Here is a 26164-nt window from a genome sequence, read left to right as displayed (position 1 = left end):
ACATATTACACTCTTTTTACTTCTTCAATAATAAAGGCTTCTACAATATCTCCTTCTTTAAGATCGTTGTAGTTAGCAATTCCTACACCACATTCGTATCCAGCCGCTACTTCCTTCGCATCATCTTTAAATCTCTTTAATGAGGACATTTCTCCTTCATGAATAACAATACCATCTCTAATCAATCGTACTTTTGCATTTCTTGTAATCTTCCCGTTTAACACATAAGCACCACCAATAGTTCCAATACCAGGCACCTTAAATGTTGCTCTAATTTCAGTTTTTCCTAATACGACCTCTTTATACACAGGATCAAGCATACCCTTCATCGCTGCTTCTACATCTGCTATGGCTTCATAAATGATTCTATAGGTCCTTAAATCAATGTTTTCTCTTTCTGCAAGGTTTTCTACAGCAGTTGAAGGTCGTACATTGAATCCGATGATAATCGCATTAGAAGCAGATGCAAGCTTTATATCTGATTCCGTAATAGCGCCCACGCCACCGTGAATCATCTTTACTTTAACTTCCTCATTGCTTAGTTTCACCAATGATTGTTTTACGGCCTCTACAGAGCCTTGCACATCAGCCTTGACTATGATATTTAATTCTTTTACATTACCCTCTTGAATATGTTTAAATAAATCCTCAAGGGTCACTTTTGCCGAAGCATTCAAGTTTTCTTCTCGCTCTTTTACTTTTCTCTTTTCTACAATTTGTCTTGCAATTTTATCCTCTTTTACAGCATGGAATAAGTCCCCAGCTTCAGGAGCATCTGAAAGACCTAAAATTTCAACTGCTGTAGATGGACCTGCCTTCTTTATCTGTTTACCTTTATCATTAATCATGGCTCGTATTCTTCCGTAGGATGCTCCAGCCACAACAGAATCTCCCACCTTTAATGTACCATTTTGAACAAGTATCGTTGCAACAGGTCCTCTTCCCTTATCAAGCTTCGCTTCAATCACTGTTCCAGTGGCAAAGCGTTTAGGATTCGCTTTTAATTCAAGCATCTCTGCAGCTATAATAATCATTTCTAACAGTGTTTCGATACCTTCCCCTGTCTTCGCTGAAACAGGTACAAGGATTGTATCGCCACCCCACTCTTCTATCAAAATACCGTGATCTGATAGTTCCTGTTTTACTCGATCTGAGTTTACTTCAGGCTTATCAATCTTATTCATCGCTACAATGATAGGTACATTGGCTGCTTTAGCATGGTTTATTGCTTCCTTCGTTTGAGGCATCACCCCATCATCAGCTGCTACCACTAGGATTGCTATATCTGTTATACTGGCCCCTCGTGCTCTCATAGATGTGAACGCCTCATGTCCTGGGGTATCAAGGAAAACAATCTTATTTCCATGAACCTCTACCTCGGAAGCCCCTATGTGTTGGGTTATCCCCCCCGCCTCACGGGATGTTACACTTGTATTCCGGATGGCATCAAGCAGTGATGTTTTACCATGGTCGACATGACCCATCACAGTAATAACGGGTGGTCTAGCCTTCAAATCTTCTGGTTTATCTTCTTCTTGTACTAGCCCAATCTCAAGTTCTTCTTTCACTTCTTCTTTTTCAATGGCTATACCAAAGTCGGTGCAGATCAACTCTGCTGTATCGAAATCTACTTCCTGATTAATTGTAGCAAATATACCTAAAGCAATAAGTTTTCCCATTACATCTGATACGCTCTTACCGATCTTTTCAGCTAAATCCTTCACAGTCAAAGCTTCTGGAATCAAGATCAATTTATGATTCTCCTCACTTGATACTCCACCCTGCTGAATTGTCTCTTTTAAAGTTTCTACGTTTGCTTCGTGATTGGATTTATCCGTTCCTTTGTTATTTGTACTTTTTTCTTTCTTATCTTCTACTCCATAAAGTTCTATAATAATATTCGCCTCATCTTCCTCTAATGCACTCATGTGATTTGCAACTTCTACACCAAACTCAGTTAATTTCTCAATTACTTCCTTGCTAGATATCCCTAAATCTTTTGCCAATTGATACACTCTCAATTTTGACATATTCATTCACCCCCTAAAGAATTTAAATCCTCCATAGACTCCATAATCAGACTATGTATTTTACTTGCAAAAACAGCATCTTTGATTGCATATACTGCCCTATTTGACTTTCCTATAGCAGATGAAAGTTCATCCCTTTTGCCAAAAATAACATATCGGATTCCTCTAAAGTCACACATATCTTTGAACTTCTTTTTTGTATTTTCCGAAGCGTCCAAAGGAATAATCACTAACCGAATATGACCTTTTTTTATGTGATATTCACAGGTATCTTCTCCTGTAATAAGATTTCCAGAGCGTTGTGCTAAACCTAAAAACGATAAGATTCTTTTATCCATCATGCCTTAGCTCCTCATGAAGCTTGATATAAATTTCTTCCCCAACATCTTGTTGAAAGGCACGGTTTAATGCCTTCTTTTTCTGAACCTTATTCAAACACTCCACATCATCACATATATAGGCACCGCGGCCAGCTGCTTTACCTGTTTTATCAATTTTTATATCCCCTTCAGGCGTTCGAACAATACGTATTAGCTCTTTTTTGGGTTTTCCTTCCATACAGCCAAGGCATTGTCTAAGGGGTATTTTTCGTGCTTTCATGGAGAATACCTCCTTTTCCTAACTACTACTTTTCTGTTGAATATATTCCTTATACTGAGTTTCACTTTTGATATCGATTTTCCAACCTGTGAGTTTCGCTGCCAACCTTGCATTCTGACCTTCTTTTCCGATAGCAAGGGATAGCTGGAAATCAGGAACAACAACAAGAGCAGATTTCTCATCATCTTTTACTTCGACCTTGACTACCTTAGAAGGACTCAAGGAACTGGCTATATACTCTTCAGGATTTTCGCTCCATTTAATAATATCTATTTTTTCACCCTTTAACTCATCGACGATTGCCTGAACTCTAACACCCTTATGTCCTACACAAGCTCCTACAGGGTCCACATTAGGATCATGGGAGTGTACTGCCAATTTTGATCTTGAACCGGCTTCCCTTGCAACACTTTTTATCTCAACAACACCATCATGGATTTCAGGTACTTCTAACTCGAATAGTCTCTTCACTAGTCCTGGATGAGTTCTTGATACCATGATTTGAGGACCTTTTGTAGTCTTCTTTACTTCAACAATATAGGATTTTATTCGATCATTGTGCTTATAAGCTTCCCCTTCAATTTGCTCCCCGGGTGCTAAAATCGCCTCTGTTTTTCCTAAATTGATAAAAACATTTCCTTTACTGATTCTTTGCACAATACCTGTGACAATCTCGCTTTCACGGTTAATAAATTCATCAAATATAATACCGCGCTCAGCTTCTCTAATTCTCTGAACGACTACCTGCTTTGCAGTTTGTGCTGCGATTCTACCAAAGTTTTTAGGTGTTACTTCCTTTTCAACCACATCACCAATCTCATAATTCCTATCAATTTCCTTTGCATCCTCAAGACTGATATGTAATAGTTCATCTTCAACGTCATCAACGACATCTTTCAATGAGAATACCCTGACTTCGCCTGTATCTCGATTAATATACACTTTTACATTTTGTGCAGAACCGTAATTACGCTTATAGCCGGAAATGAGTGCAGCTTCGATGGCATCAATAAGTATATCCTTTGCTACGCCCTTTTCCTTCTCAATTTGGTCAAGAGCTTCGATAAATTCTCCATTCACTTGTTATTACCTCCCTATATTAAATTATTACTGCTAACTTTACCTTTGCAATCTTATCCTTTGATAATTCCAAGGTTTCATGTTCACTAATTTTTATAGCTACTACATTTTCAATCAAACCTAGTAATTCACCTTCAATCATCTTTTTCCCATCTACTGCCTGGTAAAGATATGCTTCAACCATTCTTCCTTTAAACTTTTCAAAATCTGAATCCTTTTTTAACTCTCTGTCTAGTCCAGCCGATGATACCTCCAAATAATATGCCTCTTCTATTGGATCGACTTCGTCCAATCGTTCACTCAAATATTCACTTACTGCCTGACAATCGTCCAAGGTAATTCCATCTCTATGGTCTATATATACCCTTAGAAATCTATCTCTGCCTTCTTTAATAAACTCTATATCAACTAGTTCTAACTCTTTTTCTTTAATTTTTGGCATAACCAATTCTTCCACGATATCGGCAACTCGCTTTTTAGACATTGTATTTTCCTCCTCTATTGGAACTATTTATAAAAAGATGTATTATTTTTATTCTCTCGTAATTCCACGTCCTTTATTCCTACATAAAAGTATATGTATAATAGCAAAGAGTGGGTTTTCTCCCACTCTTTTTCGCGCATCTTTCTATTTCAGTAAAATTATAACATATAAAGAAAAGTTATGCAAGGCTAAAATAGAGATAACTGATTGGTATTAGGCAATCCATCTAAGCATCCATGATTCTGTAAAGTCTCGATAACTGTTTTTGTAACCTTTGCCCTCGTTCGTAAGTCTTCCAACGAAATAAATTCTCTATCTTTTCTGCTCTCACAGATACTTTTGGCAGCATTCTCTCCAACACCCTGCAGTGCACACAAAGGCGGAAGAAGCTTATCCTCAACAATCTTAAAATGCTCTGCATCAGATTTATATATATCAACTGGTAAAAAATGCAGGCCCCTTGCATACATTTCGCTGGCTACCTCAAGAACCGTCAACAGATCCTTCTCTTTTTGAGACATTGCATTGCCAAGTGTTTCTAATTCCTTCATCTTGTTTTTTATTTTTTCTTTTCCCCTTACAACCAGGTCAGCATCAAAATCCGATGCTTTTGTTGTAAAATATGTGGCATAAAAAGCTAAAGGATAATGCACTTTAAAGTATGCAATTCTAAAAGACATCATAACGTAAGCGACAGCATGGGCCTTTGGAAACATGTATTTTATTTTATTACATGAATCAATATACCATTTTGGCACCTTGTTTTGAGCCATTGCTTCCTCATCTTCAGGTGATAACCCTTTCCCTTTTCTTACCTTTTCCATAATCTTAAAGGCTGTTTTGGGAGGTAATCCCTTATATATCAAATAGTTCATAATATCATCTCTAGTAGATATAACATCTTTTAATTCAGCTGTGCCTTGTCGGACAAGTTCCTGGGCATTGTTTAACCACACATCCGTACCATGGGACAAACCGCTTATTCGAACCAATTCTGCGAAAGTGGATGGTTGGGTATCTACCAACATTTGCCGTACAAATTTTGTCCCAAATTCAGGAATACCCAAACTGCCTACCTCACATATGAATTCCTTATCAACAATTTTTAATGGATCAAGACTTGTAAATATTTTTACCGTTTCTTTATCATCAAGAGGAATCTGGGTTGGATCAACTCCGGTAATATCCTGAAGCATTCTAATAATCGTAGGTACATCGTGACCTAAAATATCTAGCTTTAATAACCTACCGCTGATTGAATGATAGTCAAAATGAGTGGTAATGATCCCAGAGGAACCATCATTCGCGGGATATTGAATCGGACAAAAATCATATATTTCTTTATAGTTAGGTACAACCATTACCCCGCCTGGATGTTGCCCCGTCGTTCTTTTTACCCCTGTACATCCTTTAGCCAATCTTTCTATTTCACGATTGTTTACTGGTATTTGTTTTTCTTCATAATATTTCTTAACAAATCCATAAGCTGTCTTATCTGCAATTGTGCCGATTGTTCCTGCTCTAAATACATAGCCTTCTCCAAACAGTTCTTCTGTGTATTTATGAGCTGTAGGCTGATATTCTCCAGCAAAATTCAAGTCAATATCAGGTTCCTTATCACCCTCGAATCCAAGAAACACTTCAAAAGGTATGTCATGTCCATCTTTCAAATAAAAAATATTACATTTTGGACAAACTTTATCTGGTAAATCTGCTCCACTTCCTATGGAGCCATCTGTAATAAACTCCGAATCTTTACAATTTGGACAGACATAGTGAGGGGGCAATGGGTTTACTTCAGTAATATTACTCATTGTTGCAACAAAGGATGATCCCACAGATCCTCTGGAGCCTACAAGATATCCGTCTTGCAAAGATTTTGCAACCAACTTTTGAGCGATAATATACATAACAGCATAACCGTTACTAATAATGGAGTTTAATTCTCTATCCAACCTCTTTTGTACCAATTCAGGAAGAGGATCACCATAAATACGTGTAGCTTTTTCATAACACATCCTTCTGAGATCTTCATCTGATCCTTCAATGATCGGTGGAAAAGTATCATCCGGTATAGGTATAATATGATCCACCTGGTTCGCAATATGATTTGGATAGTTTACAACTACATCAAGTGCAGCATGCTTTCCGAGGTATTCAAATTCCTTTAACATCTCATCAGTGGTTCTAAAGTATAAAGGGGTCTGCTCATCTGCGTCATCAAAACCTTGCCCTGCCATCAATATTCTTCGATAGGCTTCATCGTGGGGATCAAGAAAATGAACATCCCCTGTAGCAACCACAGGCTTATGAAATGCAGTCCCTAGGTCCACAATCTTTTTATTAATATCTCTTAACTCTTCTTCATCTTTAACAATGCCTTTATCAATTAAAAAAGTATTATTATGAATAGGTTGTATTTCTAAATAATCATAATACTTAACAATTTCTTCTATTTCACGTTTCGATTTATTGCTTGTGATTGCACGGTATAATTCTCCAGCTTCACATGCCGTTCCAATAATCAGACCTTCCCGCATCTGTGTTAACAGTGATTTGGGAATCCGCGGACGCTTATAAAAATAATTCATATGGGATGCAGATATTATTTTATATAAGTTTTTTAATCCAGTGTAATTTTTTACTAGAATAATAATATGATAGGTATCCATTTTTTTGATATCTGCATTTTTGTTGGATAGTTCATTTATTTCTCTCAACTCACTAATATTTCTTTCCTTTAAAAGGTTTAGAAATTGGATGAAAATCTCTGCCGTTGCACCAGCATCATCTACAGCACGATGATGATTTTTTAGTACAACGCCCAGCGCGGTAGCGATAATATTTAATTTGTATTTTTTAAGCTTAGGCATCAGTATTTTAGCTAAGGATAAGGTATCCACTACAGGATTATCGAAACTTAGCCCGAGTCTATGGCAGTTTTCCTTGATAAACGAGGTGTCAAATCCTGCATTGTGGGCTACAACTGGGTTTTCTCCTACGAATTCTAAAAATTTCGGCAGCACTTCTTCGATTTTAGGCTGATCTCTTAGCATTTCATCGGAAATCCCTGTGAGTTCTACAATATTTGATGGAATAGCTCTTTCTGGGTTAACCAACATATTGAAATGATCTATGACCTTTCCTTCAGAAATTTTCACAGCACCAATCTCAGTTATTCCATCGTGTTTGCTGGATAGTCCAGTTGTTTCTATGTCAAAAACCACATAACATTGATCTAATGGCTTATTATTGCAATTTAATACGATAGGCGCCCCGTCATTTACCAAATAACCTTCCACTCCATAAATTACCTTAATATCATGTTTCTTACCAGCTTCCATGGCTTCTGGGAAAGCTTGTACTACGCCATGATCTGTAATAGCAATAGCAGGATGCCCCCATTTAGCCGCCCTTTTGACTAAACTAGAGGTTGATGAAACGCCATCCATAGAGCTCATTTGGGTATGGGCATGTAATTCAATTCTTTTGTGTTCACTCTTATCTACTCTAACCACAGGCCTTGCTTCGTTGATATCATTGGCCATGATGATCAATTCCCTTGAAAATGTGTCATATCTGGCCTCTCCTTTAAGTCTTATGTATTTTCCTATAGAAAGGGTTTCATCGAGCACTTCAGTCTGTTCCTTTTTTGCAAATATCTTTGCAGCAATTGATCCAGTATAATCAGTGATACATAGGGTAAATAAAGTTTTTCCATTCTTTAGCTCCCTAGTCTCCAGGCTAAAGATTTCTCCTTCTATACATGCACTTCCTGATTCCTCGGTTACATCCGATATAGGGGTTTTGACCTCATTAATTCTTTTCCCTAGGATCACACCCTCAATATTTTGTCCTTTTTCCTTAGGATCTTTTAATATATCAGCTCTCTCAGGCAGTTGATTTATTAATCCCTTTAATAGATTCTGAGTTTCTTCCTCTTTTAATTTTAAATATTCTTCGTTGCATCCTGTTTCTTCCTCTGACTCGTAAATGAGTATCACCTTGATCGAAATCCCAAATTCATAGGATAAAATTCTTTCAATGAAATGATCAACCTTTTTTTCCTTTAAACTTTCAACCCCTAATTCACTTTCTATACGTATATATAATAGGTCGTTTTCTAGCTGAAACTCAGCATTTTTCATCCAGGCCAGGGTAGATGGTAATTTTTGATTCAATTCAAAAAGAATATTATCTTTATAGATTTTGATAATACTCTCCTGATCAATATCCATATGCCTATATACCGTAAAAAAATTTATTTCTTGAAGAAAAGATAGGCTTCCATAAATTCTTTCTTTGATTTTTTCAAGATTCTGTTTGTAGACTATTTCCTTCGGTAAAACAACAATATCTAACCTTTTTTTTTCTTGATTGTATCGAATTTTCTCTATATCACCACCAACGGCCATTCGAATGTCCGTTAATAAGTTACTAAAAACATGATTAAGTATATTATCCATCTATACCACCCTTAAAACTCGAATTCATATTAAAATCTATTGACTACAATTTATCGATTTCTTCAAGAAGAACCCTCTCAATCTCATCTTCAGATAGTTTTCTTATAACTTCTCCTTTTTTAAATAATAGTGCCGATGATTTTCCACCAGCAATACCAATATCAGCTTCTCTTGCCTCGCCAGGTCCATTCACAGCACAGCCCATAATTGCCACAGTAATTGGCTTATTTACTTGCTTGAGTTTTTCCTCTATGCGATTTGCCAACTGAATCAGGTCGATTTGACATCGTCCGCAGGTAGGGCAAGAAATTAAGTTCACCCCGAAACTTCTTAATCTCAATGATTTTAATATTTCTTTTGCCACCTTTATTTCTTCCACTGGGTCCCCTGTCAATGAAACCCTTACGGTATCCCCTAGACCATCCAATAATAAGGAGCCAATACCTATAGAAGATTTAACTGTTCCACTCCATAATGTACCGGCCTCTGTTATTCCTATGTGCAAAGGATAATTAACCTTTTGAGAAAGTAATCTATAAGCTCCTATAGTAAGACGAATATCTGATGCTTTTAATGAGATCACGATATCCTGAAAATCTAAATGCTCTAGAATTTGGATATGCTCCATAGCACTTTCAACTAAAGCGTCAGCATTTATTTCTCCATATTTATTGAGTATTTTATTATCGATAGAACCAGCATTAACACCTATTCTAATAGGGATATTTCTGCGCTTTGCTTGTTCAACAACTTTACGTACGCGATCAATATCTCCAATATTTCCTGGATTCAGCCGAAGCTTATCGATGCCATTCTCAATTGCTAACAAGGCTAAACGATAATCAAAATGGATATCAGCCACCAAGGGAATATGTATTTGAGATTTTATACGTTTGATCGCATTGGCTGCTTCCTCGTCTAAAATTGCTATTCTTACAATTTCGCAGCCAGCTTCTTCCAGACGTAAAATTTGATTAACTGTTGCTTGAACGTCTCGCGTATCGGTATTTGTCATGGACTGAATACTGATAGGCGCATCTCCGCCAATTTTAAGATTTCCGCATTGTACACTTCTTGTTACTTTTCTTTTATTGTACATCAAAATAACCACCTATCTAAAAAATATCAAAACGAATGATATCTTTGTATACTATAAAAACCATTAAAGCCATCAATAGAACGAACCCTACTAGATGAATAAAGCCTTCTTTTTCTGGATTTAATGGCTTACCGCTCAATCCTTCAATGGATAAAAAGATTAACCGTCCACCATCAAGAGCTGGTATAGGAAGTAAATTAACGATACCCAAATTAATGCTAATAACTGCAGCAATATGCAGCACATTAAATATTCCTATTTTTGCCGCTTCACCCACAATATGAATAATTCCCACAGGTCCAACGACATCTTCAGCAGATGCTTTTCCTTTAAACAGATTACCCAGGTAGTCTAGCATTCCTGTTAGTACAAAGGCAGTCCTATCAATACTCGCTTTAGCCGCCTGACCAAAGGATTTTTTCAAAATAGGGGTAATTCCAATTACCGCTTGTTTTGTTTCAACATTTACCACTGGCTTCACCATGATACTTTTCTGCTTCCCATCATTATCAATCAGTTCGATATTCAGTGATTTATCTTTGCTGCCATTAATAATTTGAACAATTTCATCCCAACTGTTAATTTCCTCATCTTCGATGCGAACGACACGGTCTCCAGCAGCGATTCCTGCCGATTCAGCTGGAAGACCAGGCGTAACTTGATCAATTTGAGTTGTTGGAAATCCGATAGAATAGAAGATAATCATAAACAGCAATATGGCCAGAATAAAATTCATTATTGGCCCTGCCAGAATAACTGACATTCTTGCCCATAGAGGTTTATTATTAAAGCTTCTTAAGTCAGAAGAAGCTTCGTCCTCCCCCTCCATCTTAACATACCCTCCAATAGGAAGGACCCTAACCGAATAAGAGGTTTCCTTGCCTTTCATACTTAATATCTTCGGTCCCATACCTACAGCAAATTCATGTACTTTGATGCCTACTGCCTTTGCAATGGCAAAATGCCCCAACTCATGAAATATTACTAACAACCCAAAAACCAGTATTGCTGCAATGATTGTTCCCATATTCACACCACCTATTTAATCATGTTTTTTACAAAAGTTCTTGCCCATATATCAATTTCTATAATTCTATCAACATCTATAGAATACTCTATATGATGTTGATCAAGAACTTTTTCCAATATGCTCGATATGTCACAAAAAGAAATTTTCCCCCCAAGAAATAATGCAACTAACTCTTCATTGGCCCCGTTCAACACTGTCGGCATACTACCTCCAGCCTTTAGAGAATCATAGGCTAATCTTAGAGCGGGAAATTTATCAAGATTTGGTTCTTCAAAACTTAAATTGCCTAATTTGTAAAAATCCATCTTTTCATAATTATTCTCAATACGGTTAGGATATGTTAAAGCGTATTGGATTGGTACACGCATGTCAGGACAGCCTAACTGTGCAAGAACAGAGCTATCTTTATATTCAACAAGCGAATGAATAATGCTTTGAGGATGAACAACTACCTCAATTTGATCTATAGGTATATCAAATAGCCATTTGGCTTCTATAACCTCAAGTCCTTTATTCATCAAGGTAGCAGAGTCTATGCTAATTTTCTTTCCCATGTTCCATTTGGGATGTTTGAGTGCTTCGTCAACAGTCACTTTTTGTAGTTGCTCTAATGAATGTTGTCTAAATGGCCCCCCAGAAGCTGTTAAAATAATTCTTCTAATATCTTCCGTCTTAGATCCTTGTATACACTGAAAAATTGCACTATGCTCACTATCGACAGGAATAATCTTTACACCTTGGTTATGAGCCTCTTGCATAACAATTTCCCCAGCTGTAACCAAAGTTTCTTTGTTTGCTAAAGCGATATTTTTTCTAGCTTGAATCGCTCTTAGCGTAGGAATCAACCCAATCATTCCCACCACAGCTGTAACTACCGTATCAACCTCTGGCAGCGTTGCAACAGCGATAAGGCCTTCCATGCCTGTCATTATTTCAGTGTTACATTTACCGAGTCTCCTAGATAATTCTAAAGCCTTTTCGTGTTCCATTACTGCTGCTATTTTAGGATTAAATTCTCGAATTTGCTGCTCCAATTCATCAATATTATTGTTACCACTTATTCCAAATATATGAAACTCGTTCTTATTGTTTCTAACCACATCAATTGTTTGTTTCCCAATTGATCCAGTTGATCCTAAGATACTAATTCTATTCATAGGCTCACCCTTTCGACATTGTATGAAGCTATGTATTTTTATATTCTAAATAGTAAAAAGGCATGCTTTGCCTTTTACACATTTAAAATTATTTTATCACAAGAATAGTGTAATAGTATATCAACGGTGCAGTAAAAAGTATACTATCAAATCTATCTAAAACGCCGCCGTGCCCAGGCATTATTTTTCCATAATCTTTAATTCCTACATATCTTTTAAACATTGAGGCGGTGAGATCACCCAACTGCGCAATAATACTACCAATAAACCCCATAATTAAACAATGAATAAAAAGCTCTGGGATTACAATGCTGGCAAAGATTCCGCTGATAGCCGTACAGCCTAAAATACCACCTACAGATCCCTCAACAGTTTTTTTGGGGCTTATATTAGGACACAATTTAGTTTTTCCAAAAAACACCCCAGTAAAGTATGCAAAAGTATCCGTTACAAAAGCAGTAATAAATACTAGCCATAAGAGTTTCGGATAATAACTCGATGCTAAAAAGTTAATATGGAACATAAAAAAAACAATATAATAAATGCCCATAGCTGTGATGCCAGAGGATAAAATTTCTTCTTTTCGCCCTAGCAGAATATATCCCAATATCATAAAAATATTTAGAAAAAACCAAAACATTATCAACTCTATTTTTGCTCCATTATAAGTAAACAGAGTCAATAGAATAGCACTAATTATACCAATAGGCTTTGATGGCTTAATGTTAATATTATGAAAAGCATTAAAAAATTCATCTATACCTAAAATCGCTAATATTAATATGGAAACTTTTAAAAAGATGCCGCCTTCTATAACTACAAATAATAATAGGGGAATCCCCAGCAGCGCTGATATAATTCTTACTAACATAAAATCGCCTCCTATTTGACGCCCCCGTATCTTCTGTCTCTTTTTTGATAATCTATGATAGCTTTCATTAGATGTTTCCCTGAAAAGTCAGGCCAATATATATTAGAGAACCAAAATTCACTATATGCGATCTGCCAAAGCAAGAAATTACTTACACGCAACTCTCCACTAGGCCTTATAAGCAAATCTGGATCGGGAATTCCTGCAGTATATAGGAATCCAGAAAATATTTCTTCGTCAATGGATTCGATCTCTAATTCATTATTTTTTACTTTTCTCGCCAACGCTTTAATTGCATGAATAATTTCGGACCGTCCACCATAGTTCAGAGCTATATTTACAATCAAACCCTGATTGTTCTGTGTTAATTCAAATGCACTATGTATCTCTTCCTGGGCACTTTTGGGTAATCCGTCTATATCCCCGATAATATTAATTTTAACATTGTTCTTATGCAATTCTTGTACTTCCTTCCTTAAATACATCACTAGTAACTGCATAAGCGCATTTACTTCATCCTCAGGCCTCTTCCAATTTTCAGTAGAAAAAGCGTATAAAGATAAATACTTGATTCCCAGTTGGGAACTCGTGCGAATTATATCCCTGAGTGCTTCAACACCTGCCTTATGCCCGGCAGTTCTAGGTAAACCCCTTTTTTTTGCCCATCGCCCATTTCCGTCCATAATGATGGCAACGTGCTCAGGAATTCTCGTTATATCAATATTCTCAAAATCATATTCAGCATGCGGTTTCGTAAACATGTTTCTTATAAATTTCATACAAAAGTGCCTCCAGTAATCAATGAGAAGTAAATATTTTAAACCCCCTTTGACGGGGGCTTAAAAATAACTAACTGTTAATTCTATGTAATCTTCAATAATGGTCTGCTTTACTACTCGGCACTCGCCTATAGTAGTATTCTCTTTAGGTGCAAAGGTTTCTACGATCCTCACGCTTCGGTTAATCTTTGTTAACTCAGCCTTAGCACCTTCCAAAGTTAATCCAACCAAATCAGGATTGTTCACAAACCTATACCTCCATGATCTCTTTTTCTTTCTTCTCGATTAACTCATCGATAATTTCAATATGTTTATTGGTCATCTTTTGTACTTCATCCTCTGATTTTTTCAAATCATCCTCTGTAATTTCTGCATTTTTTTGCATTTTCTTCAGCTTATCGTTAGCATCTCTTCTTTCATTTCGAATGGCAACTTTAGCATCCTCTCCAACTTTTTTCGCAAGTTTCGTTAATTCCTTCCTTCGCTCTTCCGTTAGCTGTGGAATAGCTAATCTTATGATTTTTCCATCGTTGGATGGATTGATACCGAGGTCAGACTGTGTAATTGCTTTTTCAATAGATTGCACCGAAGATTTATCAAAGGGTTGAATGATTAACAACCTCGGTTCTGGAGCAGATACTGTAGCGATTTGCTTTAATGGTGTAGGTGATCCATAATACTCAACAACAATACGATCCAATAAAGCAGGATTCGCTCTGCCTGCTCTGATGCTATGTAGCTCTTCCTTTAGTACTCTAATGGTTTTTTGCATTTTTTCGTCTAATTCTTTGTGAACACTTAAACTCATCTAATATTCCTCCCTTACGATTGTTCCTATTTTTTCACCTGAAATTACTTTTTTAATATTCTGAGGTTCATCAAGGCCAAATACAACAATCGGTATTTTATTATCCATACATAAGGAAGTAGCTGTAGAATCCATAACTCCTAGGCCCTTATTTAATACGTCAATATATGTTAACTCTTCGAATTTTTGAGCATTAGGATTTATTTTAGGATCAGAATCATAGACGCCATCTACCTTTTTAGCTAATAGAATTACTTCCGCTTCTATTTCTGCAGCCCTCAGAGCAGCTGTAGTATCTGTTGAAAAATATGGATTGCCCGTTCCAGCCGCAAAAATAACTACTCTACCTTTTTCCAGATGACGAACAGCTTTTCGCCTTATATAAGGTTCTGCAATTTGTCTCATTTCAATTGCAGTCTGTACTCTAGTCAAAACATCCATGCTTTCTAACGCATCTTGTAAGGCCAAAGCATTTATAACAGTTGCCAGCATTCCCATGTAATCTGCTGTTGTTCGATCCATGCCTTTACCACTTCTACCTCGCCAAAAATTGCCACCGCCTACTACGATTGATACTTCGACGCCTAAATCAAATATCTCCTTCACTTGACTGGCAATTGAATCTATTGTTTTTTCGTTTAAACCAAATCCTTGATCTCCAGCTAATGCTTCTCCACTAAGCTTCAATATGACTCTCTTATATTTTGGCCTCACAATTACAGCCTCCGTTCTAAATATTCTACATGCTTCCTTAAAAACCTTTTCTATTTTTATGATGTAGTATTCTAAAAAAGAGAACACTGGGTGTGTTCTCTATGTTTAGTTGTCTTATTAACTATTAATTTGTTTTGCCACTTCTTCTGCAAAGTTTTCTTCTTTCTTTTCAATACCTTCGCCAACCTCAAATCTCATGAATCTTCTAATGGATAAATTTTCTCCAATTTTAGCGATTTTTTGATTTAATAGATCTTGAATTGTAATATCAGGATCTCTAATGAAAGGTTGTTCTAGTAGACAAACCTCTTTGAAGAATTTGTCAATTCTACCTTCAACCATTTTATCAACAATTTTTTCTGGCTTGCCTTCATTTAGAGCTTGTGCTCTTAAGATTTCTTTTTCTTTTTGAATAACTTCTTCTGAAACTTCTTCTCTTCTTATGTAAAGTGGATTTGAAGCTGCGATTTGCATTGCAACATCTTTAACAAACTGCTTGAATTCGTCATTTTTTGCAACAAAGTCCGTTTCACTATTCACTTCTACTAATACACCTATTCTTCCGCCGTGAATATATGACTCAACAAGACCCTCTGCTGCAATTCTACCTGCTTTTTTAGCTGCTTTAGCCAATCCCTTTTCTCTAAGTACTTCCACAGCTTTTTCCATATCGCCGTTTGTCTCTTCTAAAGCCTTTTTGCAATCCATCATTCCGGCCCCAGTGCTCTCTCTTAACTCTTTAACCATTCCAGCTGTAACAGCCATTAGAACGCCTCCTCACATGTTTCTGTGTATATTATAAATGGTAAGAGAAGCAAGGGATAAAATCCCCTCTTAACCCTTACCATCATCCATTACTCTTCCATTTGCTCGCCTTGTCTACCTTCGATCATCGCATCTGCAATTTTCGCTGTGATAAGCTTTACTGCTCTGATCGCATCATCGTTGGCAGGAATTACATAATCAACTTCATCAGGGTCGCAGTTTGTATCAACAATACCCACTACAGGTATTCCTAATTTTTGTGCCTCTTGAACTGCAATTCTCTCTTTACGAGGATCTACAACGAACAATGCACCAGGAAGATCATTCATTTCTTTGATTCCGCCTAAGAATTTTTCAAGTTTTTCTTGCTCAGCTTTTAACTTGATTACTTCTTTTTTTGGCAGAACATCGAATAATCCATTTTCTTCCATTCTTACTAGCTCATTTAGTCGTTCAATTCTTCTACGGATTGTTTTATAGTTTGTTAACATTCCGCCTAACCATCTTTGATTTACGAAGTACATACCACATCTTTTCGCTTCTTGCTCAATAGATTCCTGTGCCTGTTTCTTCGTACCTACGAACAACATTGTCTTGTTGCTTGCAGCAACTTCTTTCACGAAAGAATAAGCTTCTTCTACTTTCTTTACTGTCTTTTGTAAGTCAATAATGTAGATACCATTTCTTTCTGTGAAAATGTACTCTGCCATTTTAGGATTCCATCTTCTTGTTTGATGTCCAAAGTGAACGCCTGCTTCTAATAGTTGTTTCATTGAAATTACTGACATTTTCTTCACCTCCTTGGTTTTTTCCTCCACTCTGTTCATCTCTTCAAATGACCTTTCGGCAACCATTTGAAGATTCCAGAGAGTGTGTATTTAAATCACCTTATGTAGTATAACATAACACAAATGGATTTGGCAATAATTATTTACATATTTAATTTATTATCATTCTTTCCTACTGCCTATACAAATATACCATAACTACCATAAAATTCAACAAAATAGAAACTAAGCAGTACAAAGCAATTCTTAAGAAAACATTCTACTTTGATGAGTCTATTTTTTATGAAGATTCACTATAAGCTGTACTTCTCCAATCCCTTTATTCAAACGTCTTGCAATCTGAGCTGGATTGTATCCTTCATCATATAATCTTAATATTTCGCTGTTTATGAATGGATTGGTCTCTTCTTTTAAGTCTCGAGCTGTCTCACTTTGTATTAAAGCTTTATCATCTTCACAATTTAGTACCTTATCACCAATAGCATCGTAATGATTTTTATGTATTTCATCTTTATATTTTTTAATTTTATTGTCAATATCCTCAATCATCTGGCTCATTTCAGCGGTCCGAGCATCAATGCTTTGGATGATTTGTTCGCTGACAGTATTTAATTCCTCGATGATTTCCTCCGCAAGATCAATATACTCTGCTAACTTTTTTTCTCTTTCTTTTAAAGTTTGATTCTCCGATGTAAGAAAGGGACTCTGGTGCCTTCGAAGCACAAAGTACGACAAGAGCACCATCATTACACCTATAAAAAAGACTAAATAATTCATCATACTATTGGTCATTGCTCCCCTCAAAAATTAAATCATTATATCGATTCTAACACCTTTACCAGTTGCAAGCTTTTCCTTATTTTTCACCTCAGCATTTTCTTTTTCTTCTTTTTTACCTTCTTGAAAACTTTGGTTATTTCCTTGCCCATTTTTATGATGATTTTGATTGTTTATATTTGGATGTGTTTTCTGGTCAAAGGCATTTACACGACTCATTTGTTTCTCAATATTTTTCTGATCTTGTATCACGAGGGTCTGATGTTCCATTCGCTCTTTATTATTTAAAGTCTGGTTTTCTTGTGACATTTTAATATTTTTAGGAATCATGGATTGAAAATCAATTGGCCTTATTGACACTTCCATCACCCGCTTGTTATCCCATATAAGGAATAATTTTAATTTCTCCGCTCTCACGTACGACAGTGGAGCGCTGGATCTGATCTCTTACAAAATAAAAGGAGTTACCAATAGAAATCTTTACACCTGGATATATAATGCTTTCTGCATGTATTCTTCCATTAGACAATGACTGTAATATTTGCTTTAGATGCATTAATTCATTATTCACGCTATCAATCTTTGTTTCTAGATACTGTTTTGTATTTGTAGATTTCGTAAGTATTTCTTGTTTATCAGGTGGTAACGTGGTAACTTTAGCCATCTTAGACAATAAATCTATGGCTTTGCTCACACTATCCATATTTTTCATTAAACTATCTAATTCTTCTTTCAATCCATCATAGCGTTCCTTTATTTCGGGATCAATCCCTACTTCTAATTTTGTGGCTGTAGCCATATGAGAACCTATAGTCCTTGCATAAATATCATTGTTGGCTCTAATCTCTCCACCCACAATAAGTCCTTTCTTCCCATCAATCTTAATCTCACCTTTAGACTCTAACTTGCAGTGCATGACAACGTCTGCTTGAATATTTCCAAACGCTTTTGCATAACAATTCTCCATATATCGAGCAATAATATCCTGTTTGCTAACTAACCTGCCATGATTATTTCCTTGAATTCCTTTATGTAATAGGATAGTTCCTTCAGCTTCAATAATAGCACCTTCCACTACGCCATGGACTTCCACATCACCATCACAGTGGATTTCAAATCCAGTTGCAACGTTTCCTTTTACAACAACTTTCCCATTAAAGTTAATATTCCCCGTGGAATTATCAACATTGCCATTGATTTCATATACCTGTAGAACAGTTACTTTATCATCAATTAATTTTACTTGTCCATTGATGTCAGCGACCAATTGCAGTTCATTATCGCTTTCTATTACATTCTTTCCCTTTTTGAATTGTGCATGTTTTCCAGGCTTTGGAGTTATGACTCTCCCTTTTACCGTTGTACCTTCTACACCATCTGTTGGCAATGTTTTAACAGCTAATACATCACCTTTTTTGACATTATGAATCAGATGAAGCTCTTTTAGATTCACAGAGCCATCTTCTAACAGCTCTGGTCTTATTTTTGAATGAGTATCAAACATGTATTGCAATGTTCCATCTAATCCGTAGATTGCATCTTTGCCCCTGGCCACTTCAACTTTTCTGTTGAAACTACTTTCAATCAGTAGATTTTCTATAGCAATAGAATCTATTCCATAATTGACACCTGCTGCATTCAGTGATTCTATCACGTTTTCTTTTGTAACCATCTTTCCCCCATAGGGTGGTATGATCGTTACAAACGCTTTCATTTCATCCTTGCTGACTTCTACGATAACCTCTGCGTCTCTCATATCATTTTCACTAGGATTTTCAATATTGATTGTTGATATTTCTTTTGAAGCTAAGGCGTTCTTTATTTCCTGTATATCGTAGCTTATAATACCCTGGAGTTTTAAAAATGATGTAATTTCCTCATAACTAACAGCTTTGCCCATGCCTCTAGGTGGATATATCATTAGGACTTTACTGTTTCCTTCAAGTTTAAGTTCATAGTGACCATTTTGATTTTCATCTTTATAAAGAGTATTATTCTCATCTGCAACTTTTTTTAGCGTCGCCTTTACCTTGCAATTCTTTACAGATAGATTGAAAATTGATTTTCCTTCCTCAATTACTTCAACGTGAACATACTCAGCAGTGGTATTTAACTCTTTTAAAGCATTTCCTAGAGCTTCTTCATAAGTTTTTCCCTGTGCAATAACATATTCCTTTGTCAATTGCAATCACCACCCTTAATAGATTAGCTAATCTTTTCTAACCGACTCTTTAACCTCATCATCGCCTTGGTATGAAGTTGAGATATTCTAGATTCAGATATACCCATTATTGCCGATATTTCCTTATATGTCAGCTCAGAGTAGTAATACAAGCTAATAATCTTTTTCTCCCTTTCCGGAAGATTGTTTACAGAATCAATTAAAATTTCTTTCATTTCCTCTTGTTCAAAGTATTGTTGGGGTTCATTATTAATATCGTCATCTATGATGGCAAAATTTGCATTATTTATAATTTTTTCTTCTAAAGAAACTACCGTAAAAGAATGTACATCAGATAGTATGTTATTTAGCTCATCTACTGAGATGCCTAGTGCCATTGCCACGTCTTCATCATTTGCACTCCGTCCGCTTTTATTTTCAATGACCTGATATGCTTCTTCAAGTTTCTTATATTTTTGTCTGACAGAGCGGGGGATCCAATCTAAGTTTCTTAATTGATCGATAATCGCACCTCTTACACGAATATGTGCATAGGTTTCAAATTTAACATTTTTCTTTGGATCAAACTTATCGATGGCATCCAATAAACCAAATATACCATAGCTTACTAAGTCATCAAATTCAATATGGTTTCCATAATTATTATACAGTCTACCAGCAATAATTTTGACCAAGTCAATATATTCGATAATAAGCTGATCCTTTATTTGTTTGTCCCTAGTCTTTATATATTTATCCCACAGAATGTTATTTTGCATGGCTATACCTCCCCTAAGACTCGTTAATTTGCTCTAAGACTTTTGATGATTGATTCTTATTGCTATAATTCTTAAAGTCTAAGGGCATAAAGTTCTGATCTTCATCTTCAGGGTTATCGAATAATTCTGATTCTCCTGGGGGAATAACAATGTCAATATTGCTAGGATTAGATTTCTCTTGTTTAACTTTTACCCTAGCGATGGAAGAAACACATAAGTGAGACCCAAAGAATATAATGGCGTAAAAAATCAAAGTTCTCTTCAAATAGGTTGCAAAACTAATATTTGAGAACATCCCAATAATTGTTCCGACCAAAATAGATGTCAAAAGTAGTACATATGGTAGTTTTTTTAGCTTTTCCATATAAAAACTCCATTCATATTTGTTTCGTTCCATGTCCAATGGTCTTTATCATAAGGATTCCAGTATCAGAATAGAGTTCTATTGTCCTACCGAAATTCCCCCCAGTATCTTCAGCGATAAGTGGAATTCTTAGCCCTTCTAAAATTTCTTTGGTAGCTGCCACATTTCGTTCCCCAATTTTCATGATGTCATTTTTGTTAGAAAACGAAAACATTTGTGCACCACCAGCTATTTTGCTAACTAGTCTATGCCTATTGGCCCCAATCTTTAAGACATCCTCTAGAAGTTGAGCAATCCCTGTATCAGCAAATTTAGCTGTATTACTGTTATTTCGGATTGTTTTACTTGAGGGCAGCATGATATGAGCAAGACCTGATATTTTGGTTACGGGATCATAAAGAGTAATTCCAACACAGGATCCTAGTCCTAACGTGGTTAATGTTCCTGGATGCTTTATTACATTTAAATCGGCCATCCCTACTTTTATGATTTCTCCAGTCATTGTAAAACACCTAAACTTTTCAATAAAATTTCGAATGAATCTTCATCCGGTATGAGGAAGAAGAAGCCTTTTACTTCATTATTTCCTTCATTGAACTCTGTTTCAATTAACAACACATGATCTCCTACTTGCCCAAACTGAATAATTGGAACGCTGAGTATAGCACCTGACATGTCAATGGCCAATGATGGCACTGAAATTTTTATATCGAGCCCAGTTAGAGCAGACAAGGAAGAAATGTAGGAGCCAGATAGAATATTCCCAATTTCCTGAAGGGCTGATTGTCCAATTTCATCTGGAATTTCTAAACCATCATTAGAAGGCATGATCATATTGGTAAGTGTTGTTGAAGACCTTAGGGTAAGCAAGAACATAATACTTCCGCTGATATCTCCGTCTACACGAAAATATATACCACAAACCGGTACCTCTGGTCCCCCCAATAATTCTGCAACTTCTTTAAACTCTAGTATCTCAACCTTAGGTACGTTCATATCAATCTTTCGATCAATCATCTTTGCTAAAGCAGTAGCAGCATTCCCAGCTCCGATGTTGCCGATTTCTTTTAATACATCGATTTGTTGACTATCGAGCTCCTCGATGGAAATTCCCATATGGCACACCCCCTACTCTACGTCATCATTGGCATCTTTAATATCTAAAACCTTCTTTAAATCAAGTAAAATAATAATCCGATCTTCATGCTTACCAATACCTTTGATGAACTCATTGCCAGTATTATTTGTTATATTCGCTGCGTCTTCAATCTCATCACTATTTAACTGTAATACTTCTGAAGAAGAATCTACTATTATTCCAACGACAATTTCTTCTACCGAAACGATAATGATTCTTGACTCATCGTCGAAAGGCATCTCAGGCAAACTGAATCGTTTTCTAAGATTTACTACTGGTACTACTTCACCCCTTAGATTTATAACACCCTGTACATAATGTAGGGCGTGGGGAACTCTCGTTATATCCATTACCCTTTCGATTGTTTCTACTTGGAGTATATCGATACCATAAAACTCATTATCTAATTTAAATAAAACATATTGATTTTCTGTGGCAACCATTTTGTTCTCCATATATTTCTCCCCTCTCTATAGGACTGCTTTTTACAACAAGGAGTTCGTATCTACAATCAATGCAACCTGTCCATTGCCCAAGATCGTTGCACCCGCAATTACCTTTATACCAGAAAGGAATTTTCCTAGGGATTTAATGACGATCTCTTGTTGCCCGATGAGGTTGTCAACAATAAATCCTGCTGTTTTCTCCCCTTTACGAACTACAACAACGGTCAAGTCTTCTTTCCCTTGATTTGAATCTACAACTTGCAATATTTGATTCATCCTTAATATTGGCAGTGTAGTATTTCTATATAATACCACTTCTTGATTTTGTACCTTTCTAATCGTTGATGCCTTTATTGTAACAATCTCTTTTATCGAGCTTAAAGGAATAGCATATTTCTCAGAACCGACATTGACCAATAACGCCTGAATGATTGCCAGTGTCAAAGGTAATCGAATAACGAATTTACTTCCTTTAGACTTGGCAGTTTGTACTTCTACTACGCCTCCAAGGGATTCAATTTTTGTCTTTACGACATCTAAGCCAACGCCTCTTCCCGATATATCAGATATCTTATCAGCTGTACTAAATCCTGGATGAAACAATAGGTTCACCGCTTCTTTATCATCTAGAATTTCAGCTTCTTCCTTCTTTAGAAGTCCATTCTGAACGGCTTTACTCTTTACTTTCTCAATATTAATGCCTTGTCCATCATCCTCAACCTCAATAACTACACTATTTCCATCGGGATATGCTACAAGCTTAACTGTACCGAATTCACGCTTGCCAAGAGTTCTTCGTGTTTCAGGATCTTCAATCCCATGGTCAATTGAGTTTCTTATACAGTGTATAAGTGGATCTCCTATTTCATCGATTACAGTCCTATCTACCTCTGTTTCCTCTCCAGACATAAAAAGCTCAATATCCTTACCTAACTCTTTTGATAAATCTCTAACCATCCGAGGGAATCTGTTAAATACTCTCTCGATGGGAACCATTCGTACCTTCATAACAGCATCATGAAGACTGGTAGTAATTCTCTCTAAATATTCTATTGCCTCATTCATATTATTTTTTTTGCCTGAATCATCAATATCTTCTAATCTTGTTTTAATAATAATTAATTCACTTACTAAATTCATTAGATTGTCAAGCCTGTCAATATCAACTCTGACCGTTTTGCCAACAGTTGGTTTTTTAGATTTCGATGATCTTTTTTCATCCCCTGGTCTTTCTTGTTCTTCTTGATTTCCAGTACTTTCTTCTTGCTGTACAGATTCCATTCTAAAGGCGGGTCCATTGATTGTAACAGGTTGAATATGTACTTCATCAATCTCTGAAATAGAATCTATTTCTTTCTTAATATCTTCCAACGACAACTTTGAAATAAGAATTAAATCAAATGATAAATCGAAATTCTCATCCTCGATATCCTCAACAGATGGATTAGACTTAATGATTTCACAATCTCTTTCCAATGTATTGAAAATAATAAATGCCCTTGCTGACTTAAGCATGCAGTTCGGACTTAAAACGATCTTTAATTTAAAACAATTGTGACCCTCAAGGGATGCCTTCTCAATAGCATTTTTTGAAAAATCCTCAATCTCAATGTTGATGGCTTCCTCATGTAGACTAGGTAATACTTCATTGGATAATATAACCTGATCTTTCAAGTCCACATCACTTGCCATAATCCCATTTAATTTGACAATCAATCCCTGGGAGTCGTTACTTCCTTCATCCCCTGTTTTTTCAATTTCACTGATGTATCCTTCCAATGTATCTAAACACTCGAAAAGGATGTCAATAATACCTCCGTTAATTTTCAACTCGTTACTTCGAAGGGATTGAAGTACGTTTTCCATTTCATGGGTTAGGCTTGCCAACCTGCTGTATCCCATGGTACCAGACATACCTTTTAATGTATGGGCAACCCTAAAAATATCATTTAGAAGGCCTAGCTCATTATTATCATTTTCTAATTCTAATAAGCTCTGATTCATATTTTGTAAATGTTCCTTGGACTCTTCAATAAATATCTCTAAATATTGACTCATATCCATAGCTTTACACCCCCACAGCTTTTATTATTGATTCTGCAATACCTTCAAGTGAAACAAGAATATCCACACAACCTAAGTTGACTGCAGACTTAGGCATGCCATAGACGACGCATGATTCTTCACTCTGAGCAATTGTAACACCACCACTAAGTTTAATGTTTCTCATGCCTTCCGCTCCGTCTGAACCCATCCCTGTCATAATAACCCCCGTTAGATTTTTTATTTGTAGTTGTGCAAGAGAGTTCATCATATAGTCTACAGACGGGCGATGTCCTGTCATAGGTTGATCTGTTGTTAATTTGATTCTAAAAACATTGCCATTTTTTATAACCTTCATATGTCTGTCTCCTGGAGCGACATACGCATGTGCTGGAAGAAGGATATCATCCTCTTCTGCCTCTTTTACGGTAATTTCAGATAAACTATTCAGCCTTTCTGCAAGAGATTTTGTGAATCCAGGAGGCATATGTTGTACAATAAGAATGCTAGCTGGAATATTCTTAGGCAGAAATGGTATGATGCTTTGTAATGCTCTTGGTCCACCGGTAGAAGTGCCTATGGCTACAATATTATTTACATTTGCATCTGTCTTAAAGTTGAACACTTTTTTATCTGAAGCTGTTAATTCCGGTTTAAAAACATGTTTTGATTTCACATTGGCTTTCGACGCCATTTTAAGTTTCTCATGAAGCTGCAGCTTCATATCTTCTGTATTCATTTTGAAGATGCTAGAGGGCTTTGCAATAAAGTCAACAGCCCCTAATTCCAGCGCCCTTACTGTAGCATCTGCTCCCTCTTTTGTTAAACTGCTTAGCATTAATACAGGTAATGGCATCTCTTTCATTATGACCTTTAGTGCTGTAATTCCATCCATGATAGGCATTTCAACATCCATTGTTACTATGGTTGGTGATAATTCTTTGATTTTTTCGATGGCTTCCTGCCCATTTTTGGCTGTCCCGACTACTCTTAGATCTGAATTATCCTCTATTATATCTGTAATCACCTTTCGCATAAAGGCTGAATCATCGACGACCAAAACGTTGAGTTTTTTCATCTATACCAATCCCTTTTTTTTCATTTTTCTCTGATAATTAAATATAAAGGATATAATTTGGGTTCGCGACTGTTCCTGTATGCTGTCGAAAATCACAGCAATATCATAATCATTTCCTGAACCTTCATAGGGCACACAGCGTATTATACGTCCCCTCGCATGGATGATGCCGTCATCTGTTTTCAACTCAATATCTACGATGTTATTGGGGTTCACCTTGGTTTTTGAAATAATTCTTAACCCACCACCGCTAATATCTTTTGTCAGCGCATTAAAGCTGTTGCACTCTCCTAATCCATTATCAGCTACTGTCATTTTTACATCTAGTACAATATCAAGACGAAAGTAGTCTCTACGTTGAACCTTCTTAACATCACTCAACCTCTCTATCTTCATATAAGATAGATGATCTGAATGCTTTCGCGCCAACACACGGGCACTAAAGGCAAATACTCCTATACTTTTCTTAGAATATTTAATCTGTATAATCTCACCCACAGGTATAGGAACCACTACGCTATTTACAATCGGCATAGCTACGAACATATGTTTATCATCTATCATATCTAACACCTGACTTATGAGCTTACTATCATTTTTCATAATCGTTCTGTTATCAATTTCAATTTTATCCCCAATAGAGAGTAAATTATAATCATTCATACGACTAAGACCCTTCCCCCTTCAGCAGTAGATTGTCCTCTAAC

The 26164-nt window shown here is 36.3% G+C and carries 27 protein-coding genes; all 27 read right to left on the bottom strand.

The annotated features are described in order from the left end of the window. Positions 1-5: 5 nt before the first annotated feature. On the bottom strand, positions 6-2030 hold the full coding sequence (gene infB / locus K0R93_RS03890) for a translation initiation factor IF-2 (protein ID WP_300297842.1): 2025 nt from the start codon (positions 2028-2030) through the stop codon (positions 6-8). Positions 2031-2032: 2 nt separating this feature from the next. Then, positions 2033-2368: a L7Ae/L30e/S12e/Gadd45 family ribosomal protein gene (locus K0R93_RS03885; RefSeq protein ID WP_300297839.1), complete on the bottom strand. Its 336-nt coding sequence runs from the start codon at positions 2366-2368 to the stop codon at positions 2033-2035. Beyond that, complete coding sequence (rnpM, locus tag K0R93_RS03880; RefSeq protein WP_300297837.1) at positions 2361-2630, bottom strand: RNase P modulator RnpM; 270 nt, start codon at positions 2628-2630, stop codon at positions 2361-2363. The genes K0R93_RS03885 and rnpM overlap by 8 nt, the downstream gene beginning before the upstream one ends. 18 nt (positions 2631-2648) lie before the next feature. Beyond that, positions 2649-3710, bottom strand: a complete 1062-nt coding sequence (gene nusA, locus K0R93_RS03875) for a transcription termination factor NusA (RefSeq protein ID WP_300297834.1) — start codon at positions 3708-3710, stop codon at positions 2649-2651. A 19-nt stretch (positions 3711-3729) separates the two neighbouring features. After that, complete coding sequence (rimP, locus tag K0R93_RS03870; RefSeq protein WP_300297832.1) at positions 3730-4194, bottom strand: ribosome maturation factor RimP; 465 nt, start codon at positions 4192-4194, stop codon at positions 3730-3732. A 188-nt stretch (positions 4195-4382) separates the two neighbouring features. Next, positions 4383-8660, bottom strand: a complete 4278-nt coding sequence (locus K0R93_RS03865) for a PolC-type DNA polymerase III (RefSeq protein ID WP_300297829.1) — start codon at positions 8658-8660, stop codon at positions 4383-4385. A 43-nt stretch (positions 8661-8703) separates the two neighbouring features. Further along, positions 8704-9759: a flavodoxin-dependent (E)-4-hydroxy-3-methylbut-2-enyl-diphosphate synthase gene (ispG, locus tag K0R93_RS03860; protein ID WP_330685009.1), complete on the bottom strand. Its 1056-nt coding sequence runs from the start codon at positions 9757-9759 to the stop codon at positions 8704-8706. Positions 9760-9775: 16 nt separating this feature from the next. Continuing rightward, entirely contained in the window at positions 9776-10786 is a 1011-nt protein-coding gene (rseP, locus tag K0R93_RS03855; RefSeq protein ID WP_300297824.1) for an RIP metalloprotease RseP, read from the bottom strand. An 11-nt stretch (positions 10787-10797) separates the two neighbouring features. Continuing rightward, the gene (locus tag K0R93_RS03850; protein WP_300297821.1) at positions 10798-11946 is read right to left on the bottom strand and encodes a 1-deoxy-D-xylulose-5-phosphate reductoisomerase; all 1149 of its coding nucleotides are present in this window, start codon (positions 11944-11946) and stop codon (positions 10798-10800) included. Between the two features lie 88 nt (positions 11947-12034). After that, positions 12035-12817: a phosphatidate cytidylyltransferase gene (locus K0R93_RS03845; protein WP_300297818.1), complete on the bottom strand. Its 783-nt coding sequence runs from the start codon at positions 12815-12817 to the stop codon at positions 12035-12037. Between the two features lie 11 nt (positions 12818-12828). Next, a complete protein-coding gene (locus K0R93_RS03840; RefSeq protein ID WP_300297815.1) occupies positions 12829-13596 on the bottom strand; it encodes an isoprenyl transferase in 768 nt (255 codons plus the stop codon). Between the two features lie 60 nt (positions 13597-13656). Continuing rightward, a complete protein-coding gene (locus tag K0R93_RS03835; protein ID WP_300297812.1) occupies positions 13657-13842 on the bottom strand; it encodes a PASTA domain-containing protein in 186 nt (61 codons plus the stop codon). A 4-nt stretch (positions 13843-13846) separates the two neighbouring features. After that, the gene (frr, locus tag K0R93_RS03830; protein ID WP_300297809.1) at positions 13847-14404 is read right to left on the bottom strand and encodes a ribosome recycling factor; all 558 of its coding nucleotides are present in this window, start codon (positions 14402-14404) and stop codon (positions 13847-13849) included. Continuing rightward, the gene (gene pyrH / locus K0R93_RS03825) at positions 14405-15121 is read right to left on the bottom strand and encodes a UMP kinase (RefSeq protein WP_300297895.1); all 717 of its coding nucleotides are present in this window, start codon (positions 15119-15121) and stop codon (positions 14405-14407) included. 114 nt (positions 15122-15235) lie between these two features. Continuing rightward, on the bottom strand, positions 15236-15883 hold the full coding sequence (gene tsf, locus K0R93_RS03820) for a translation elongation factor Ts (RefSeq protein WP_300297807.1): 648 nt from the start codon (positions 15881-15883) through the stop codon (positions 15236-15238). Positions 15884-15972: 89 nt separating this feature from the next. Next, positions 15973-16671 (bottom strand): 30S ribosomal protein S2, encoded by a 699-nt coding sequence (gene rpsB / locus K0R93_RS03815; RefSeq protein WP_300297804.1) that lies wholly within the window; start codon positions 16669-16671, stop codon positions 15973-15975. A 273-nt stretch (positions 16672-16944) separates the two neighbouring features. After that, complete coding sequence (locus K0R93_RS03810; protein WP_300297801.1) at positions 16945-17463, bottom strand: DUF6115 domain-containing protein; 519 nt, start codon at positions 17461-17463, stop codon at positions 16945-16947. A gap of 15 nt (positions 17464-17478) precedes the next feature. Beyond that, the gene (locus tag K0R93_RS03805) at positions 17479-17817 is read right to left on the bottom strand and encodes a hypothetical protein (protein WP_300297798.1); all 339 of its coding nucleotides are present in this window, start codon (positions 17815-17817) and stop codon (positions 17479-17481) included. A 7-nt stretch (positions 17818-17824) separates the two neighbouring features. Then, a complete protein-coding gene (locus K0R93_RS03800) occupies positions 17825-19630 on the bottom strand; it encodes a FapA family protein (protein ID WP_300297795.1) in 1806 nt (601 codons plus the stop codon). A gap of 23 nt (positions 19631-19653) precedes the next feature. Then, positions 19654-20388, bottom strand: a complete 735-nt coding sequence (locus tag K0R93_RS03795; RefSeq protein ID WP_300297793.1) for a FliA/WhiG family RNA polymerase sigma factor — start codon at positions 20386-20388, stop codon at positions 19654-19656. Positions 20389-20401: 13 nt separating this feature from the next. After that, positions 20402-20752, bottom strand: a complete 351-nt coding sequence (locus tag K0R93_RS03790) for a hypothetical protein (RefSeq protein ID WP_300297790.1) — start codon at positions 20750-20752, stop codon at positions 20402-20404. 13 nt (positions 20753-20765) lie between these two features. After that, complete coding sequence (locus K0R93_RS03785) at positions 20766-21254, bottom strand: chemotaxis protein CheD (RefSeq protein ID WP_300297787.1); 489 nt, start codon at positions 21252-21254, stop codon at positions 20766-20768. Further along, positions 21251-21868 carry a chemotaxis protein CheC gene (locus tag K0R93_RS03780; RefSeq protein ID WP_300297784.1) on the bottom strand — a complete coding sequence of 206 codons (618 nt, stop codon included), beginning with the start codon at positions 21866-21868 and terminating at the stop codon, positions 21251-21253. Before K0R93_RS03780 ends, K0R93_RS03785 begins: the two co-directional genes overlap by 4 nt. A gap of 12 nt (positions 21869-21880) precedes the next feature. Then, entirely contained in the window at positions 21881-22345 is a 465-nt protein-coding gene (locus K0R93_RS03775) for a chemotaxis protein CheW (protein ID WP_300297781.1), read from the bottom strand. Between the two features lie 30 nt (positions 22346-22375). After that, complete coding sequence (locus K0R93_RS03770) at positions 22376-24400, bottom strand: chemotaxis protein CheA (protein WP_300297778.1); 2025 nt, start codon at positions 24398-24400, stop codon at positions 22376-22378. Positions 24401-24404: 4 nt separating this feature from the next. Continuing rightward, positions 24405-25457 carry a protein-glutamate methylesterase/protein-glutamine glutaminase gene (locus K0R93_RS03765; protein WP_300297775.1) on the bottom strand — a complete coding sequence of 351 codons (1053 nt, stop codon included), beginning with the start codon at positions 25455-25457 and terminating at the stop codon, positions 24405-24407. Beyond that, positions 25458-26120, bottom strand: a complete 663-nt coding sequence (locus K0R93_RS03760; protein ID WP_300297772.1) for a flagellar brake protein — start codon at positions 26118-26120, stop codon at positions 25458-25460. Between the last annotated feature and the right edge of the window lie 44 nt (positions 26121-26164).

The sequence above is a fragment of the Anaerosolibacter sp. genome, from assembly GCF_029240175.1.
GTDB lineage: Bacteria > Bacillota > Clostridia > Peptostreptococcales > Thermotaleaceae > Anaerosolibacter.
This window is presented reverse-complemented; position numbering and strand designations above follow the sequence as displayed.

Excerpts from the sequence above, each read along its gene's own strand:
- infB (WP_300297842.1), bottom strand. The coding sequence starts at position 2,030 with ATGTCAAAATTGAGAGTGTATCAATTGGCAAAAGATTTAGGGATATCT.
- K0R93_RS03885 (WP_300297839.1), bottom strand. The coding sequence starts at position 2,368 with ATGGATAAAAGAATCTTATCGTTTTTAGGTTTAGCACAACGCTCTGGA.
- rnpM (WP_300297837.1), bottom strand. The coding sequence starts at position 2,630 with ATGAAAGCACGAAAAATACCCCTTAGACAATGCCTTGGCTGTATGGAA.
- rimP (WP_300297832.1), bottom strand. The coding sequence starts at position 4,194 with ATGTCTAAAAAGCGAGTTGCCGATATCGTGGAAGAATTGGTTATGCCA.
- K0R93_RS03865 (WP_300297829.1), bottom strand. The coding sequence starts at position 8,660 with ATGGATAATATACTTAATCATGTTTTTAGTAACTTATTAACGGACATT.
- ispG (WP_330685009.1), bottom strand. The coding sequence starts at position 9,759 with ATGTACAATAAAAGAAAAGTAACAAGAAGTGTACAATGCGGAAATCTT.
- rseP (WP_300297824.1), bottom strand. The coding sequence starts at position 10,786 with ATGGGAACAATCATTGCAGCAATACTGGTTTTTGGGTTGTTAGTAATA.
- K0R93_RS03850 (WP_300297821.1), bottom strand. The coding sequence starts at position 11,946 with ATGAATAGAATTAGTATCTTAGGATCAACTGGATCAATTGGGAAACAA.
- K0R93_RS03845 (WP_300297818.1), bottom strand. The coding sequence starts at position 12,817 with ATGTTAGTAAGAATTATATCAGCGCTGCTGGGGATTCCCCTATTATTA.
- K0R93_RS03840 (WP_300297815.1), bottom strand. The coding sequence starts at position 13,596 with ATGAAATTTATAAGAAACATGTTTACGAAACCGCATGCTGAATATGAT.
- frr (WP_300297809.1), bottom strand. The coding sequence starts at position 14,404 with ATGAGTTTAAGTGTTCACAAAGAATTAGACGAAAAAATGCAAAAAACC.
- tsf (WP_300297807.1), bottom strand. The coding sequence starts at position 15,883 with ATGGCTGTTACAGCTGGAATGGTTAAAGAGTTAAGAGAGAGCACTGGG.
- rpsB (WP_300297804.1), bottom strand. The coding sequence starts at position 16,671 with ATGTCAGTAATTTCAATGAAACAACTATTAGAAGCAGGCGTTCACTTT.
- K0R93_RS03810 (WP_300297801.1), bottom strand. The coding sequence starts at position 17,463 with ATGACCAATAGTATGATGAATTATTTAGTCTTTTTTATAGGTGTAATG.
- K0R93_RS03795 (WP_300297793.1), bottom strand. The coding sequence starts at position 20,388 with ATGCAAAATAACATTCTGTGGGATAAATATATAAAGACTAGGGACAAA.
- K0R93_RS03790 (WP_300297790.1), bottom strand. The coding sequence starts at position 20,752 with ATGGAAAAGCTAAAAAAACTACCATATGTACTACTTTTGACATCTATT.
- K0R93_RS03785 (WP_300297787.1), bottom strand. The coding sequence starts at position 21,254 with ATGACTGGAGAAATCATAAAAGTAGGGATGGCCGATTTAAATGTAATA.
- K0R93_RS03780 (WP_300297784.1), bottom strand. The coding sequence starts at position 21,868 with ATGGGAATTTCCATCGAGGAGCTCGATAGTCAACAAATCGATGTATTA.
- K0R93_RS03775 (WP_300297781.1), bottom strand. The coding sequence starts at position 22,345 with ATGGAGAACAAAATGGTTGCCACAGAAAATCAATATGTTTTATTTAAA.
- K0R93_RS03770 (WP_300297778.1), bottom strand. The coding sequence starts at position 24,400 with ATGGATATGAGTCAATATTTAGAGATATTTATTGAAGAGTCCAAGGAA.
- K0R93_RS03765 (WP_300297775.1), bottom strand. The coding sequence starts at position 25,457 with ATGAAAAAACTCAACGTTTTGGTCGTCGATGATTCAGCCTTTATGCGA.
- K0R93_RS03760 (WP_300297772.1), bottom strand. The coding sequence starts at position 26,120 with ATGAATGATTATAATTTACTCTCTATTGGGGATAAAATTGAAATTGAT.